The following is a 15,831-nucleotide window of genomic DNA, read 5'->3' as shown; positions in this document are numbered from 1 at the left end:
GGCCCGTCGGCCCGGCTACGAGGCCCGAGGGAAGCTCCGCTGTCCGGACCGGAGCGGTCTGCCAGAGCCGCGATGTGCAGCGGCTTGCCCTGGCTACCGGCTCCGTTCCCCCGTCACGGCGACGGTGTCGAAGATCCGCAGGAACCTGATCGGCTCCTGTCATCTGAAGGATCCATCGCAGTTTGCCTGGGACGCAGGCCAGCGCCACCGGGCTGCCCTTTCTGGCTCGCGGTGGGCTCCCAGCAGGACGTTCAGCCCTGCCGAGTCGTAGAGCGCCGTTCGCCGGCCACCTCGCGGATCTCACACTGAATCCCGTGGAAGGAGGAAGGGCGCAAGACGGGACGTGAGTGACGCATAACGTGGGAACTCTCATTACGATGCGGCGTCCCGGGACGATGTGCTGAGCCTCTTGGCCCAGTCGAGCGCCGGCAGCGCGGTGTTGGATGTCCGGCTCGAGAGCCCTTGCCTGGCTGCCGACCTGCGGTAGGAGACGTTCGATTCGCCCCTGCACGAGGCGGCCCAGGCCCTGTAAAGAGTGTTTTGTCCCGGAGAGGTTATTTGGTTCGAGGTTCAGGTGTCGCGCCGGTTCGGGGTGGATTCGCTCGTGAGCCGTCGGCTTGTCAGGTCGATCATCGCAACGTGGATTATGGCTTCGGAGCGGTGGGAGTGAGTCTCGTAGTCGCGGGCGAGACGGCGGTGGTGCATCAGCCAGCCGAAGGTCCGCTCGACAACCCAACGTCGGGGGATCACCTTGAACCCCTTGGCGCCGGGGTCGCGTTGGACGACTTCGACGTCGATTCCGAGGCGGGCGCCGTGGTCGATGGCTTTCGTTCGATAGCCGGTGTCAGCCCACGCCTTGGTCACTCGAGGGGGTGCGGCGGAGACCTGGGAGAGCAGATGGATGCCGCCGGTGTTGTCGGAGACGCTCGCCGCAGTCACCCAGACGGCCAGCAGCAGGCTGAGGGTGTCGACGCCGATATGGCGCTTGCGGCCTGCGATTTTCTTGCCTGCGTCAATGCCCTGGCCGGCCGCGGGCACGTTGGCGGATGTCTTGATGCTCTGAGCGTCCAGCACGCAGGCACTCGGCTCGGCTCTGCGGCCTTCGGCTTCACGCACCAGGCGCCGTAGCAGACCGTTGAGCTGGTCGAAGACGCCTTCCTTCTGCCAGGCGGCGAAGTAGTCGTAGACCGTCTCCCACGGCGGGAAGTCGTGCGGCAGGTAGCGCCAGGGGATCCCGTGCGGTCGACGTGGAGGACGGCGTCCATGATGCGACGCAGGTCGTGCTCGGGTGGGCGGCCGATGTCCAGTCCCTTGCCTCTGCGCTCGGCCCGCCAGGCGGTGAGCGTGGGTCCGATCAACTCCCAGCGGGCATCGGAGAGGTCACTGGGGTACGGGAGGCGTCGCGTCATGTTTCGGTAGTACCGTCGGGCACGACGCGCCCCCAGGGTGCAAACAGCGTCAACCGGGGGCACTTTGGGATCAGACAGGAGCGACTCGACTCAAACGGGCAGTTAGAGGTCGTTTTCATCTGTACTGCCTGGATATAGGGCGGTTCTTGGAGTGTGGGATTGCGGTGCGGAAGAGGTAACGGGATGTGGTCGGCGCTTGTGTGCTGGGCGGGGTGACTGGTGGGGTGGGATGTGGCTTGTTCCTGTCTCATTCCAGGACGTCCGGTCTTCCTGGCTGTGTGCTTCCGTCGCCGCTGCTGTGCGCCTGGGCGCACTCGATCTGCGGCGATACGCCGGAAGCATGCTGACGCGACGCCCGTATCCGAGTGATCTGTCCGATGCGCGCTGGGAGTTGATCGAGCCGGTGCTCTCGGCCTGGCGCTTCGAGCGCCGCGGCAGGGCCCTGGACTTCGGCCGGCCGCCCGAGCACGATCTGCGCGACATCATGAACGCGATCTTGTACGTGGGCCGGACCGGCGTTCAGTGGCGCTATCTCCCGCACGATTTTCCACACTGGAACACGGTCTACGGCTACTTCGCCAAGTGGGCGGACGAGGGCGTGTTCGCGCAGCTCAACGGCTTGCTCCGGCAGCTTCTCCGGGAGAAGGAGGGGCGGGATGCCGAGCCATCGGCCTGTGTGATCGACGCCCAGAGCGTCAAGACCTCCACCAGCGTCCCCGCCGCCGGCCAGGGCATCGACGCCGGGAAGAAGATCGTGGGCAGGAAGCGGAACATCGTCACCGACACCATCGGTCTCCTGCTTGCCGTGCTGGTCACAGCGGCGAGCGTGCAGGACTCCGTCGCCGGCACCAGACTCCTGGACCAGGTCGCTGCCGAACACCCCGGCATCCGCAAGGTGTGGGGCGACGGCGGCTACCGCCAGCACCTCGTCGAGCACGCGGCCACCCTCGGCATTGACATGGAAATCACTCAACGCAACCCCGGGACCAGGGGATTCACCCCGATCCCGAAACGCTGGGCAGTCGAGCGGACCTACGGCTGGCTGATGCTCCACCGCCGACTGGCCCGTGACTACGAGACCCTGTCCGTCCGCTCCGAAGCCATGATTCACCTCGCCATGGCCGACCTGATGGCCCGCCGCCTCACCGGCGAGAACACCATCTCCTGGCGCGACCCGACACTGCAGACCAAACGACAGATTCCGGGATGAAACAACGGGAGAAAACGACCTCTTAGAGCTCTCGCATCTGGTCATTTATGAGAAGCACGGGCCGCGTACCCCGAGAGTGCACCTCGCGCAGGGTCCATCGGCGGTGTGGCTCAGGACTACCCCTGCGCCCCGTGCTGCCCCTGGGAATTACTGTTGAAGAGGTCGATGAGTCCGAACGGTGCGCGATCACCGAGGCAGAGGTCCAGAATCTCGTGCGCGTCCGTGTAGAAGGCCTCGCTGCGCGGGAACAGCGCTTCTTCGTAGGCGGTGAGTGCCGCTTCGATGTCGTCGGGGTGCGCGGCGATCGCCTTGGCGAGTTCGGCGCCGTCGAACATCGCCAGGTTCGCGCCGTCGCCGGACGGCGGCATCAGGTGTGCGGCATCGCCGAGGAGCGTCACCCCGGGCACGCGGCCCCATCGGTGTCCGCCCGGGAGTGTGTGGATCATGCGCGCGACCGGGGCGGTCTCGCCGTCGGTGATCAGCGCGGTGAGTTCCGGTGCCCACCCGTCGAATTCGGCCGCGACCCGAGCAGTCGCGGCGGCGGCGTTGGTGAAGTCGATGCCGGCGATCCACTCGGCGGGGCGGTTCAGCTCGACGTACGTGTGAAGGATGTTCCCCGCCTCTCGGTGCGCGACGATCCCCTTCCCCGGGGTCAGCGCGTACATTGCGCCGTCACCGACCGCCTTGGCCGTCGCGGGGTGCCGCTCGTCGGCGTCGTAGAGGTAGGTTTCGATGAACGTCGTGCCGATGTACTCGGGGGTGGCGTCGGAGAGCAGCGAGCGGATCTTCGACCAGGCGCCGTCGGCGCCGACGAGGAGGCTGCTGGTCACGGTTGATCCGTCGGCGAAGGTCAGCTTGTGTCGGCCGTCACCGAGGGACTGGACACCGGTGACCTTGCGTCCCCACTGCACCGTCTGGTCGGGCAGGGAGTCGAGCAGGATCCGACGCAGGTCTCCGCGGAGTACTTCGGGACGCCGCGCTGTGCCGTCGTCGGGGTCGTCGTGCAACACCTCGCCGTGCTGGTCGAGCACGCGCAACGCCTCGGCGCCTTCGTGGATGATCGCGCGGAACTCGTCGGTGAGGCCGGCGTCCGCGAGCGCGCGCTGCCCGTCTTCCTCGTGAATGTCCAACTGGCCTCCCTGCGTGCGGGAGTTGGCCGAGGGCTCGGCCTCATAGACCCGCGCGGAGATGCCGTGGACGTGCAGGACCCGGGCGAGGGTCAGGCCGCCGAGGCCGGCGCCGACGATGGCGATCGGGGGGTGGCTGGTGTTCATGGGCTTCCTCGTTCCTCTGCGGGCAGAGCGCCGGGCATCTGCCCGGGACGCCCCATATGGACCGGCGTTCCATAAGTAGAATGGAACACGGTTCCATACCGTGTCAAAATAAGGTCATGCCACGGACACGAGGAAGAGCACCCGCTGAGGGGCGTGCCGATGCCCTCTCACGAGAGGTAGTCGTTGGCGCGGCCGTCGCGCTGCTGGACGAACGCGGAGAGCGGGGACTCACCTTCCGGCTGCTGGCCGAACAGCTGAACACCGGACCCGGCGCCCTGTACTGGCACGTGGCGAGCAAGGACGAACTCGTCGCCCTGGCCGCCGATCAGGTGCTCGGCCACGCCCTGGCCGCGGCACCGCGCCCCGACGACGGCGCCGGGCTGCGCGCGCTCGCCATCGCCGTCTTCGACGCCCTTGATCGGCACCCGTGGGCCGCATCTCGCATCACCGCGCCTGCCACGCTGCCGAACGCGCTGCGCCTGTTCGACCGCATCGGCACCCTTGCCGCACGAACCGGGCTGCCCGTCGAGCGGCATTTCGCCGTCTCCACCGCGATCTTCTACTACATCACCGGCGTCAGCGCCCAGATCGTCGCCCCGGGCACCACCGTTGGCGCGACGACCAGCCGCGACGCCTTCCTCGCCCAGACCGCCGAACGCTGGGAGAAGCTCGACCCCGCCGACTACCCCTTCCTGACACGCATCACCACGGACCTGCGCGCCCACGACGACCGGGACCAGTTCACTACTGGCCTCGACCTGCTCCTGGACGGCCTGAACACCACCGCAGACCCGCGACCACCCGCGTGATACCGCGGTCCCTGGCATGCGGGTCATGCCGCTGGGGCCTGCTCGTGATGTAGACGGCCTCCGGCAAAGCCGTGACGGTCCACCCATCGGCCTCATTCGTACCGGGTGATTCCCTCAGGCCCTGAGGTAGGGCTGGCACCCCCCAACCTCGGGGGCATGCACCGTCGCGGCCAGCTACGTGCCGGATGAAGGCTAGGACCTACAAGAAAGCCTTCGGCGGGCCGAGGTCACCGACCATCGCCCCGAACGGCCCCTGCTCTCCTTGTCCTTCATGGAAGGAACTTCCGTGGCCAACCCCACCGCACGCCTGCGGCGTCTGCGGCGCACCGCCGCCGCCCTGGCCGGCATCACGCTCGCCGCCTGCGGACTCGCCGCCTGCGACGGCCCCGCCCGGGCAGCCGCACACCCCGCCGTAACAACGGCCCCGACTACCGCAGCCTCAGCCTCCACAACTGGCGTCCAGCCATCCCTCCACATGATCACCAACGGTGGGCATAAGCTGGCGTTCTACGTCACCCCCGGCCACCTGCCGGCCGTCGTCCTCGACGCCGGAGGAGGACTCGACGCGTCGTACTGGAAGAAGGTGGCGCCCGTCATAGCGCAGCGGACCGGGTCCGAGGTCATCACCTACGACCGCTCAGGGGAAGGCAGGAGCAGCGACGTTCCGGGGCCGTGGAAGGCACAGAACGCCGCGTCCGACCTCGCGGCCGGGCTAACCGGACTGGGCGTCACCAAGAACGTGGTTCTGGTATCCCACTCGCTCGCCGGAGAGATCGCCACGTACTTCGTCAACGAACACCCGCACTGGATCTCCGGCGCGGTCCTGGTGGACGCGAGCCTGCCCGAGTTCTACACCGACAGCGAGACGGGCAAGCTCGTAGCGGCGAACCAGCGGCAGATCGCGGCGCTGAAAGACCAGCCGCAGACCAGGGCGACGCGCCAGCTCCTCGCCGAGGCCGACAACTACGGCCCCGTGCACATCGCGTACCACAAACTCAGCTGGCCTCACAGCGTTCCTGCCATCGCGATCGTCTCCTCCCAGACCCCTTTCACGACCTCGCCTGTCGACGCGCAGCTGTGGAAGCAGGCCCAGCAGGAGTTCGTCAGCACCGCACCCAACCGCCACCTCGTCGTGGCACAGCACAGCTCACACGACATCCCCGTTGACCAGCCGGATGTAGTCATCAACGCGATCGGGGACATGGTCAAGCGAGTGGGTTCCTGACCGGTGCTCAGCAGGCGGTGTCAATCCAATGGCGCGCACCTCCCAGGTAGATGACTACTTGCGGTGGCGCGCGCCGTTCCCCGTACCCGGCATGCCTTCGTCCCCGCCGGCGCCTGGCGGCTGAACTAGCGGGTGTTGAACTGAATCGAGGCCGAGTTCGCGCCCGATTCATCGACCATCACGGGCACCAGCGCCTTCGTTCGGGTGGAATTCAGCGGGTGTGAGGCTGCTGCGCGTCGCCGCGCGCATCGAACTCGGTGTCGGGGCTGGCGGCGGCTTGCTCAGCGCGGTCTGCGATCCGCTGGAGCGCGGCCAGGTGCGCGCGCAGCCGTTCCCACCCGGCGGCGGTGGCCCGCACCCAGGTGCAGCGCCGTTGGCCGACGGAGCCCTTGCGGATCTCGACGAGCTCGGCGCCGCCGAGCGTGGTGTGTTGCTTGGACAACGCCGAGTCGCTCAGCCGGGTGTGGTCGCGGACGAAGGCGAACTCGCACCAGGTGGTGGCGGACACCAGGAAGACGATGGTCAACCTTGTTGGGTCCAGAAGGAGTTGCTCCAGTCCGGGGACGGCGTAGGGTGCGGCGCCGACGGCTTGGTCAGTCATGCTCGTGCGGCTGCCGTGTGACGAGCCATGCGCCGCACCACCACGTTGATCAGCAGGCCCACAGCGACCATGAGGACGGCGTAGGGGGCGCTGCAACCGTGTACGGGTGCTCGCGGATCCAGGTCGGCATGCCGGAGGCGGTCAGCGTGCGGTGCACGGCGGGGCCGGCGAAGTGCTGGGCGCAAGCGAGGCGATCCTGTTCGTCGACGACGACGCACTCGAGGGGGATCCGGAGCGGGACCGCACCGTCGCCAGCGGCATGTACGACCGGGCCGGCTTCACCGAGGTCGACCGCCTGCACTCCTTCACCCGCCGCCCGTAGACCCCCCGCAAATCCCCGATGTCAGCAGGCGTGCAGGGCCCTGACCTGCAAGGATCAGGGCACGATGACGGCCGTCTTCTGCTAGGCTCCGGCCAGCCATGGCTCCGGTGCCGCGACGCCCAGCAGCACTGCCGCCTCGGTCTCGGCCGCCGGTGCGTGGCGGCGTCACCAAGTGTGTGAACACCGTCCAGAGGATTCCCTTGCGCCAGGCGGTGAAGGCCTCGCCGATCTCTGCCGTGAGCAGGTTGGACTCCAGGGACACGTCGGTGGCATTGAAGCCCTTGTCGATTTTGTTGTCCCAGGCCAGCTTCTGGGCGGAGCGGATGTCCACAGTTCCTCCGGCGCGTGGTGGGTCGGCCGATGACGGAGCCTACTGAGAACGCGCTGCGCCCACTGGGGCTTTGGTGGTTGTCATGCGGTCGAAGGACGTCCTCCGACAGTGGTGTCGAGGGTCATGACCGGCACGGATTCCGCGAGGGTTGCGAAAACGGTCTGGTAGGCGGCCAAGAGCGCTGCTATCTCCTCCGGCAGAGGAGCTTCCTTGTCCCGGTTCAGTAAGCGGGTCTGGATCACTGCGGTTGACGCCGTCAAGTGGAGGAAGACTCCGTCCCGGTTGACGACGGCCTTGGCGAGCGTCCGGGCCTCGTCCCAGGTGATGCGTGAACCGCCTCGGTAGAGGGGGCCGTAGGCGAGTTCGCTGATGAAGGAGCGATCGAGGACCAGGCGGCCGGGGCGGGCGAGCACTCCCAGGTAGCGCTGGAGGAGGCTGACCGAGTCCGGGGTGCGCGGGCAGTGGATCACGGTGAAGCCGTGTTCACGGGCCAGTCGGGTGGCGAGGGTGCTCTTCCTCGCTCCGTCGCAGCCTTCGATGACGATGGTCCGGTGGGCGGCCGCGATCTCCTCGGTGTTCATGAGGCCAGCCATGAAGCGAGATCGTGCCGGTCACGGATGCGGGACCGGGATCCGACGGTGTACTGGATCATCAGGCTCGGTCAGTTGGGCTCGCAGCCCCGGGTGTGGGTGAGCGTGGTGGTGGGGAGGTAGGCGCCGATGCGGCGGCGCAGTGCCGTGGCGGCCCCGATGAGCAGGGCGGCTCCCGGGGGTGTCTCGGGGCCGGATAACTGCTCGTTTCAGAACAGAAGGAGTCGCATCCGTGCCCGGCACCGAGCCGGTGGTCAAGAAGATCGTGGACGATGAGGACGAGTTGCTGGCTTTCTATGGCTTCCCCGCCGAGCACTGGATTCATCTGCGGACCATGAATCCCATCGAGTCGATGTTCGCCACCGTGCGGCTGCGGACCAAGGTGACGAAGGGTGCCGGCAGCCGGGCCGCCGGGCTGGCGATGGTTTTCAAGCTGGTCGAGCCAGCCCAGGCCCGCCGGCGGGCTGTGAACGCACCCCACCTTGTCGCTCTGGTTCGTGCCGGGGCGCGTTGCGAACGCGGCCGCCTCGTCGAACGCCCCGAGCCCCTCTCTGCGTGAGCAGCCTCAGCCGGTCCGCAGAAGCCGGGAGGGTCTCAGGCACGCGCGCTCCGTATGTGCAGGTGGCCCTCGCGGGGGAAGGAGGGCGGTGCTGCGGGCAGGAGGGTGTCGAAGTCGTAGCGGCTCTTCTGTGCGACCCGGCACGATGCCGGGTTGTCCACCTGGTGGAGGAGTTCGAGACGCTCAAGACCGTCGGCTTCGAAGGTGTCGAAGGCCCAGCTGGTGAGTGCCTCCAGGGCGCGGGAGGCTACTCCCCGGCCGCGAGCGTGTGCCGCGGTCCAGTAGCCCACTTCGGCCGCCGGTTTGCCGGAGGTGACTTCCTTGAGGACCACGTTGCCCACCAACTGTTCGCGAATTGAACCGGGTTGTGCCTCAAGGACGGCAAAGCCGAACCGGTTCCCCGCTCCCCAGCCCTGCTGCTGAGCCTGCACCCAGCGTGTCCCCTCGGCGTCGTCGTCCACGACAGAGCTCGCCCACTGGCGCAGTGCCCGGTCCTGGCTCACCTCGACCAATGCGGCAACGTCCTCCATGCGCCAGGGGCGAAGAACGAGAGCGGGAGAGACCGGCGACGCGGCCACCTGAAGTACGACCGGGGCACTCATCAGCCGGTCATGTGTGGTGGCGTTTTCACCCGACGCCGGCCGCGTCCGCCCCATACCTCTTTGCGACCGCCCCGTCATTGCTGTGTCCGGACGCGCAGGGCCTGGACGGACCAGTCGAACACTGGAGCCAGACTCTCCGGGGCCGGCCAGCCGTTGACCACTGCGAGCAGCTGGAGGTATCGCTCCCTGCGTGGGTCGTTCACGCTCTCCAGCCGAGTCGCTAGCCGGCGGCGAAGCTCGATGTCGTCGGGGCGGCCTAGGAGGTGCGCGTAGTGCGCCGTGAACTCCGCGACGATCGGATCGGCCTGGGGTGAGGCCGGGTCGATGCCGGCGGTCAGGGCCGGGCCGGCCTGGTCACGGACGGCTGCGGCAATGTCGCGGCGCGGGCCCCGCATGTCGCTTCGGGCCCGCTCGGCCGCCTGGTCCTCGGCCATCCGCCGCACGGCGGCGCGGAAACCCGGGTCCAGGGACATTTCGGCCAGTTCCACCCACGCCTGGAGCTGTTCTGCCTCCGGGTTGTCGGGCAACTCGGGGGTCATCGAGCGCATGACCCCCGCGAATGCGGGGTCGGCGTCAAGACCGCCGAAGACGGCGTCGAGGAAATCGCCGATCAGGCGTCTGCGTTCGTCCTCGGAAAGCTGGGCCAGCCGGTTCATGAGTTCCGTCTCCTCAGGTGTGGACCCGCGCTCGGCCACTGCCGTCAGCACCGCGCGCCGCAGGCGCAGGACGCGGATCTGCACTGCCAGTGCTTCGGCGTGCGCCGCGGCGACCTCGGGAAGCGAGAGCTCGCGGTCCACGACCTTGCGGATCGTGGGAAGGTCCAGTCCCAGCTCGCGCAGGGTCCGCACGAGGTCCAGGCGTGCGACGGCGTTGATGCTGTAGAGGCGGTAGCCGGCCGGGCTGCGGTCCGTCGGCGCCACGATTCCGCGATCGGAGTAGAACCGAATGGTCTTGACCGTGAGACCGGTCCGTCGAGCCAGTTCACCGATCGAGTAGAGCGTGTCGCCGTCCATGTCCCCACCTTCGTGTCTCCCCCTACTGGAGACTCAAGTCCCTTCGCCTGCCAGCAGGCAACCACTCCTCATCCACACGTCGTGACAATTCCTCTTGCCGGACCAGGGCGGGCGGCTCGCTCTCGGTACGCTGCCCGGGCCGGAACAGGAGGTCTGGTCGGTCAGTTGCGCGAGCCGAGCTCCTTGGGGCCGTAGAGCGCCGTGGCGTTGCCCGTGAGCAAGGCCCAGTAGCGGTCCCCGAAGGACCAGTGCCACCACTCCGTGGGGTAGTTCACCAGCCCTGCGGCCGTGAGTACGGTGCCCAGCAGCTCCCGGTTGGCGCGGGCCTCCTCGCTGATGTTCGGGGCGTGGGTGTAGCAGGCGCCGGCGCTCTCCTCCGGGTCCGCGTTCATGCGCGTGCCCAGGTCCAGCTCGTTCCCGTCGGCATCGGCGAGGGTGAGGTCGACGGCCGCGCCGGCGCTGTGCGGGGCGATGTTGGGGGGTGACACGTACCTGCTCGCCGCCGAGTGGATCTCCTGGGAGGACCAGCCGGGGTGGGCGGCTCGCAGCCGGCCGGCGTACTCCTCGAAGTACTCCCGCTGGAGGGAAGGGGGTCGGTACCCCTCGACGAACAGCAGCCGGATGCCCGTCGGGAGCATGGTCTGTGCCGTGAGCAGCCGCTCCAACACGCCTTCCCGCAGGTGGGCGAAGGCGTCGGCCGGGTCCTGCTTGCGGGTGTCGACGAGCAGACGGCCGCCGAGGCGGACGTCCACGAGGCGTTCGCCGGACTCGGTCACGGGCACGGCGGCGACCTTCGGATCCGACATCAGCACGATCGCGTCCATGTCGCCGCCCCTCATCCTGCCGACGTGGCCGGGTGGCGCACGCCGAACCACTGCTCGGCGCCGTACTCCTCGAACCGCTCGACCTCGGTGAAGCCCAGTCTCGCCGCGAGGCGCATCGCCCGGTGGTTGGCGCTCTGGGTGGAGAGCACCACGGGTTCGCCGGGCCGCGCGCCGGTGAACCAGTCGAGTGCCGCCGCGCACGCCTCGAAGGCGTAACCGCGTCCCCACGCCTCGGGCAGGAACAGGTAACCGAGTTCGGTCTCTCCGGCCTCGGGGCGGACATGTCCCCGGCGCTCGGCGCCGCGGGGATCGAGCGTGATCATGCCGATCATCGTTCCGTCGAGTTCGACCACGAAACAGCCGGGGCGTCGGCCGGGGACTTCAGGCATCGCGCGTTCGAGTTCGTCGCGAGGCCGGGCGCCGCCGATGTAGGTGCCCACCTCGGGCGAGGCGAACAGCTCGACGAAGGCCGCGCGGTCCCGGGCCTCGGACTGGCGGAGCACGAGCCGGTCGGTCGGTAACGGGGCCGTCGGCCAGGTGAAGGTTCCAGGTTCGATCATGGTGGGGAACCTATCGCACGCCCCATGAGACTCTTAATGGGTTTCGTCAAGCAGCCTGAACCTCTGTGGCTGTCTTCTCGCGGGGGTTGTACTCCCTCTCGTAGAGCCGACCGTCCCGGAGCATGGCCCACAGGATGGAGACTCGCTGGCGGGCGACAGCGATGACGGCCTTCTTGTGGCGGCCTTTGTCGTGTGTGTAGCCCTTGTACTTGCGCAGGTACATCTCGTTCTCCCACGTCCCCGCGGTCAAGAATGCGACCTGGGTCGACAGGAAGAATGCCCGCTGGAGGGGGCGGCTGTATTGGGTCGGGCGCAGGCGGTTTCCCGTGTTTGATCCGGAGTCACGAGAGACGGGAGCCATTCCCGACGCGACAGCGAGTCGCCCAGCGGTCGGGAACCGTGAGATGTCGCCGATCGCTGCGAGAAGTTCGGACGCAAGGAGTTGGCCGAAGCCAGGCATGGAAAGGACGATGGGCGCCTGGGGGTGTTGGGAGAGAAGTTCCTTGATCTTCTTCTCCAGCTCCTTCAGCCGGTTGTTCATCTCCGTGATCTTTTGAGCGAGTTCGGCCACCAGCTCGGCTGCCAGGTCTTCTTCACTGGCTGCTGATTCCTGGGATTTAGCGGCTGTTACGGCCTTTTCTGCGAGGGCTGCCGCATTCCTTACTCCACGCTTGGTGAGCCAGGCAGTCAGCCTGCTCTCGCCCATGCGTCGGATGGCAGCTGGTGTCTGGTATCCGGATAGGAGGACCAGAGGCCCTGCGGCCTGGGCGTAGTCGAAGGACCGCTCCAGCTCCGGGAACATGCTGGTGAGCAGGGCTCTCATGCGGTTGATGGTCCTGGTGCGTTCGGTTGAGAGGCCGTTGCGGTGGGACAGGATGAGCGTGAGTTCCTTGGTGACCCTTGGGGGCGCTGGCACAGGGACCGTCTGCCGTCGAAGGCAACGGGTGAACTCGGCAATGATGTAGGAGTCCTTCAAGTCGGTCTTGCCCTGCCCACTGAAGCTCTTCTTGAAGGCCGCGAACTTCGAGCCGGCGACGTACCGCGGGTTCTGGCCGTGGTTAGCCATAATTCCTAGAAGCAGAGATGCCGGGCCGTCAATGAGGTCGAGAGCCCAGGTTACGTGGTCCGACATGCCCATGACCTCGCCGAATGCGGCCAGGATGTCGGACTCAGAGTTAACCACCTTGCGGTTCCACAGCGACTCGCCGTCGCTGTCGACCACTGTGAACCAGTGATGTCCTTTTCCTACGTCGATCCCAGCCCATACCTGCGGTGGCCGCTGCGTCATCTCGTCTCTCCAGGTCGATCACGGACAAAAAGTGCCAGGCCACCCCTGGAGTAAGTCCGTACGAGCGATCGAATCGCAGCTCTTAATCAGTTAGTGAGGGTGGCCTGAAGGCTGGCCGACGCAGTCTCAAGGAGCCCCTTCGATGGGCAGGCGATTGAAAGTCGCATCCAGCCTTCCAGGCTGTAGATGTAACGATCATCGGACAGCAGGGACACCCGCTGGCAAGTCCGTACAAGCGATCGAGTCGCCACTCTTAATCAGCAGTCTGGGGTGCCCCAGAAGGCCGGCCGACGGAGTCTTGGAGAGCCCTTGGTGGGCAGGCTGATGAGAGTCGCATCCGGCCTTCTGGCTGGACGCGGAGTTTACAGCCCGACCGGGTGCCCACCTGCACGCCCGTACTGTAGCGATCATGATCGCAGCTCTTAATTAGCAGCGAGGGCGAGCAGCGGCACCGGTGTCCCAGGGCTGCCGCTCATGCCCGATCGAGCCTGCTTGAAGGGTACGGGCTGATGAGGCGTACGGGACGAGGGCCATCGGTGACGACGATGCCGGCGAGCCCCGACGCGTCGAGCACGGAATCCAGGAGCGGGTGTTCTCGGGCGTTGGCGAAGATCCAGGAAGCGTGCGGCAGCCAGGGTGCAGCTGCCCTGATCAGCTCGTCGGCACTGGACAGGAAGAAGTCGACGCTGCATCTCATGTCGTTGAGTGTCCGGCCTGGCTGCCGTGTTCTTCCTGTGTCCGGTCCGCCTCGTCGGGGAGCTTCTCGTCCGCCCCGTCCGGGAGCTCGCCCTCCCCGTTGGGGAGCCTCGGGTGGTGGCTGCTCGTGGCGATCTTGGCCGCCATTCCGGCGAGCTGCCCGCAGGCTCGTACGATCTCCCGCTGGGTCTGGCTCCGCTCGCTGATGACGGCGGCGAGCATCAGCGCGGTCAGGGCGGCGGAGCCGTTGAACGCCTGCAGGGTGATCATGCTGGTGAGCAGGTCGCGGCCGGCGAACGGGCCCGTCTGCCGGGTGGCGGCGATGATCGCAAAGGTCGATACGGCCAGCGCGCAGGGCGCGGCCCCGGCCAGCTGGAAGCGGAAGGCGGCCCAGATCAGCAACGGGTAGCCGAGGAACAGCAGCGGTGTGCTGCTGGTCTCGACGAAACCGATGCCGGCGACGGCTGCCAGAAGCAGCAGCCCCTCCGCCCACCGCAACGGTAGAACGTCCCTCGGCCGGCGCACCGAGCGGAGGACGAGCAGGACCGGCGTGACCACCAGCACGCCCATCGCGTCGCCGGTCCACCAGACCCACCACGTCGGCCAGAAGCCCCTGGTGCGCAGCACCCCGGCGAGCAGCAGGGTCGCGCTGCCCGTCGTCGCGCTGATCAGCATCCCGGTGAACGCACCGAGAAAGATCAGCGCGAGCGCGTCTCGCAGCCGGTTCAGTTCGTTGCGGAACCCCGCACGGCGCAGCAGCGCGTACGAGCACAGAGGAGCGAGGGTGTTGCCCGCCGTGATCGCGAACACGGCCGGGAGCGACGGGCCCAGCGAGACATTGGTCAGAAAGGCGCCGAGCGCGATGCCGGGCCAGACCCGCGGACCGCGCAGGAGCAGGCTCGCCACCGCGATACCGCTCGGCGGCCACAGTGGGGTGACCTGGTTGCGCACCAGCTGCTGGAGCAGCCCTGCCTTGGCGGAACCGTAGTACAGCGCGGTGATGGCACAGATCTCCAGGGCGGCCGAGCCGCCGCGCCGGAGCTGTTCGAGCCGCGCGCCATCCATCGGGCGACCTCCGTGCCGATATCGGTGGATATCACCTCGAAGCCCATCATCCGTCCGATCGCCCGGATCCTCCACGTCGCCGTCGAGGTCAGGCCTGCGGGGTGCGCAGGGCGAGGATGGCCATGTCGTCGTGACCGTCGCTGGGGTGGTGATCGGCCAGTGCCCGCACGAACTCCGGCAGGGGCAGGTCGGCATGTTCCGCGGCGAGTCCGGCGAGCTGGCTCAGGCTCTCGTCGATGGAGTGGTTGGGATGCTCGATCAGCCCGTCGGTGAAGAACACCACGGTCGCGCCCTGCGGCAGGAAGCGCGAGTGGTCGGGCCGGGCCTGCTCGGGATCGACGCCGAGCGGCAGTCCGGGCTCGGCGAGCAGGTACCGCACCCGGCGATCCTGGGTGACGATCATGGGCGGGACGTGGCCCGCGGTGCTCCAGCGCAGCCGCCAGCCGGGTCCCTCCGGTTCGATGCGGGCCAGGGTGGTGGTCGTGACGGGATTGCTCGTGATGGCTTCCAGGGCATGGTCGAGCTGGGCGAGGATCGCGCCGGGCGGACTGGTGTGGTCGAACAGCAGGGCGCGCAGCATGTTGCGGGTGGAGGCCATGGCGGCGGCGGCCTGCAGATCGTGGCCGACCACGTCGCCGATGACGACCGCCACGACCTTGTCGGGCAGCAGGATGGCGTCGTACCAGTCCCCGCCGAGCTGACTCGGCTCGGCGGCGGGCCGGTAGATGGCGGCGGCGGTGAAGGGCCGCAGGTCGGGCAGGGTGGGCAGCAGCAGCCGCTGGAACTGCTCGGCGCCCACCCGGATCTTCTCGAACAGGCGGACGTTCTCGATCGCGATGCCGGCGGCGCCGGCCAGGGCGACGACGACGTTCTCGTCGTGCACGTCGAAGGGCCGGCCGTCGCTCCGCTCGGCCAGGTAGAGGTCGCCGTAGATCTCGCCCCGCACGCTGATGGCGACGCCGAGCAGGGTGCACATGCGCGGGTGGCCGGGCGGGAACCCGGCGGAGGACGGATGGGCCGTGATGTCGTCGATCCGCAGGGGTTCGGGGTAGCGGATCAGATGGCCGAGGACGCCCAGACCACGGGGCAGGCCGACCTCGGCGAGATCAGCGCGTTCCTGCTCGGACAGACCGGCCGCGACGAACTGTTCCAGGCGCTCTCCGGACGCGTCGAGCACGCCCAGTGCCCCGTAGCGGGCCCCCACCAGGTCCATGGCGGTGGTGACGATACGGCGCAGCACCGCAGGCAGCTCCACCTCACGGCTGATGGCCACCACCGCGTCCAGCAGGCCCTGCAGCCGGTCCATGGCGGACAGCAGGGAACGCAGTTGGTCGTCGATCCGGCCCAGCTCGGACCGCAGCCGAACATGCAGGTCGGGGACGTGCGCCCGCCTCGGCTGCCGCCCCATCCGCTCCCGGGTCATCAGGCGCGCCTGGTGGCCGGCTGTTCGGTC

At 67.9% G+C, this 15,831-nt stretch carries 16 protein-coding genes and 2 pseudogenes; 5 read left to right on the top strand and 13 right to left on the bottom strand.

All coding sequences use genetic code 11. The features are described 5' to 3' along the window. Nucleotides 1–570: 570 nt before the first annotated feature. Nucleotides 571–1,409: pseudogene (locus AB5L52_RS06405) on the bottom strand (IS5 family transposase). 340 nt (nt 1,410–1,749) lie between these two features. Here AB5L52_RS06405 and AB5L52_RS06400 point away from each other — a divergent pair. After that, on the top strand, nt 1,750–2,619 hold the full coding sequence (locus AB5L52_RS06400; RefSeq protein WP_369362934.1) for an IS5 family transposase: 870 nt from the start codon (nt 1,750–1,752) through the stop codon (nt 2,617–2,619). Between the two features lie 116 nt (nt 2,620–2,735). On the opposite strand, the gene AB5L52_RS06395 is transcribed toward AB5L52_RS06400, so the two are convergent. Next, entirely contained in the window at nt 2,736–3,893 is a 1,158-nt protein-coding gene (locus AB5L52_RS06395; protein WP_369362933.1) for an FAD-dependent oxidoreductase, read from the bottom strand. A 116-nt stretch (nt 3,894–4,009) separates the two neighbouring features. Between AB5L52_RS06395 and AB5L52_RS06390 the strand changes: the two genes are divergently transcribed. Next, the gene (locus AB5L52_RS06390) at nt 4,010–4,702 is read left to right on the top strand and encodes a TetR/AcrR family transcriptional regulator C-terminal domain-containing protein (protein WP_351572856.1); all 693 of its coding nucleotides are present in this window, start codon (nt 4,010–4,012) and stop codon (nt 4,700–4,702) included. A 286-nt stretch (nt 4,703–4,988) separates the two neighbouring features. Next, complete coding sequence (locus tag AB5L52_RS06385; protein WP_369362932.1) at nt 4,989–5,927, top strand: alpha/beta fold hydrolase; 939 nt, start codon at nt 4,989–4,991, stop codon at nt 5,925–5,927. A gap of 211 nt (nt 5,928–6,138) precedes the next feature. Here AB5L52_RS06385 and AB5L52_RS06380 read toward each other — a convergent pair whose 3' ends face one another. Beyond that, nucleotides 6,139–6,528 (bottom strand): transcriptional regulator, encoded by a 390-nt coding sequence (locus tag AB5L52_RS06380; protein ID WP_369362931.1) that lies wholly within the window; start codon nt 6,526–6,528, stop codon nt 6,139–6,141. A 106-nt stretch (nt 6,529–6,634) separates the two neighbouring features. Here AB5L52_RS06380 and AB5L52_RS06375 point away from each other — a divergent pair, with 106 nt between their 5' ends. Next, nucleotides 6,635–6,850 carry a hypothetical protein gene (locus tag AB5L52_RS06375; RefSeq protein ID WP_369362930.1) on the top strand — a complete coding sequence of 72 codons (216 nt, stop codon included), beginning with the start codon at nt 6,635–6,637 and terminating at the stop codon, nt 6,848–6,850. Here AB5L52_RS06375 and AB5L52_RS06370 read toward each other — a convergent pair. Both AB5L52_RS06370 and AB5L52_RS06365 read right to left on the bottom strand, forming a co-directional pair. After that, complete coding sequence (locus AB5L52_RS06370; protein ID WP_369362929.1) at nt 6,834–7,181, bottom strand: hypothetical protein; 348 nt, start codon at nt 7,179–7,181, stop codon at nt 6,834–6,836. The two genes, AB5L52_RS06375 and AB5L52_RS06370, sit on opposite strands and share 17 nt — an antisense overlap. 80 nt (nt 7,182–7,261) lie before the next feature. Next, nucleotides 7,262–7,774, bottom strand: a complete 513-nt coding sequence (locus AB5L52_RS06365) for a hypothetical protein (RefSeq protein ID WP_369362928.1) — start codon at nt 7,772–7,774, stop codon at nt 7,262–7,264. A 250-nt stretch (nt 7,775–8,024) separates the two neighbouring features. On the opposite strand from AB5L52_RS06365, the pseudogene AB5L52_RS06360 reads away from it, so the two are divergent. Continuing rightward, nucleotides 8,025–8,330: pseudogene (locus AB5L52_RS06360) on the top strand (transposase); the annotation flags it as partial. A gap of 35 nt (nt 8,331–8,365) precedes the next feature. Here the strand turns inward: AB5L52_RS06360 and AB5L52_RS06355 are convergent. From AB5L52_RS06355 to AB5L52_RS06320, 8 genes are all read right to left on the bottom strand, one after another. Continuing rightward, nucleotides 8,366–8,932 carry a GNAT family N-acetyltransferase gene (locus tag AB5L52_RS06355; RefSeq protein ID WP_369362927.1) on the bottom strand — a complete coding sequence of 189 codons (567 nt, stop codon included), beginning with the start codon at nt 8,930–8,932 and terminating at the stop codon, nt 8,366–8,368. Between the two features lie 74 nt (nt 8,933–9,006). Further along, complete coding sequence (locus tag AB5L52_RS06350) at nt 9,007–9,945, bottom strand: MerR family transcriptional regulator (protein WP_369362926.1); 939 nt, start codon at nt 9,943–9,945, stop codon at nt 9,007–9,009. Between the two features lie 161 nt (nt 9,946–10,106). Continuing rightward, entirely contained in the window at nt 10,107–10,769 is a 663-nt protein-coding gene (locus tag AB5L52_RS06345) for a M15 family metallopeptidase (RefSeq protein WP_369362925.1), read from the bottom strand. Nucleotides 10,770–10,780: 11 nt separating this feature from the next. Continuing rightward, a complete protein-coding gene (locus tag AB5L52_RS06340) occupies nt 10,781–11,329 on the bottom strand; it encodes a GNAT family N-acetyltransferase (RefSeq protein ID WP_351572833.1) in 549 nt (182 codons plus the stop codon). A 46-nt stretch (nt 11,330–11,375) separates the two neighbouring features. Continuing rightward, on the bottom strand, nt 11,376–12,617 hold the full coding sequence (locus AB5L52_RS06335; protein WP_369362924.1) for an IS110 family transposase: 1,242 nt from the start codon (nt 12,615–12,617) through the stop codon (nt 11,376–11,378). Nucleotides 12,618–13,089: 472 nt separating this feature from the next. Beyond that, on the bottom strand, nt 13,090–13,314 hold the full coding sequence (locus tag AB5L52_RS06330) for a hypothetical protein (RefSeq protein WP_369362923.1): 225 nt from the start codon (nt 13,312–13,314) through the stop codon (nt 13,090–13,092). Further along, the gene (locus AB5L52_RS06325) at nt 13,311–14,378 is read right to left on the bottom strand and encodes an MASE1 domain-containing protein (protein WP_369362922.1); all 1,068 of its coding nucleotides are present in this window, start codon (nt 14,376–14,378) and stop codon (nt 13,311–13,313) included. Before AB5L52_RS06325 ends, AB5L52_RS06330 begins: the two co-directional genes overlap by 4 nt. A gap of 88 nt (nt 14,379–14,466) precedes the next feature. Further along, a complete protein-coding gene (locus tag AB5L52_RS06320) occupies nt 14,467–15,801 on the bottom strand; it encodes a PP2C family protein-serine/threonine phosphatase (protein WP_369362921.1) in 1,335 nt (444 codons plus the stop codon). Nucleotides 15,802–15,831: the final 30 nt, after the last annotated feature.

Origin of the sequence: Streptomyces sp. CG4 (assembly GCF_041080655.1) — a bacterium.
Classification (GTDB): domain Bacteria; phylum Actinomycetota; class Actinomycetes; order Streptomycetales; family Streptomycetaceae; genus Streptomyces.
The sequence above is the reverse complement of the archived record's forward strand: the minus strand, read 5'-3'. Positions and strand labels throughout refer to the sequence as shown.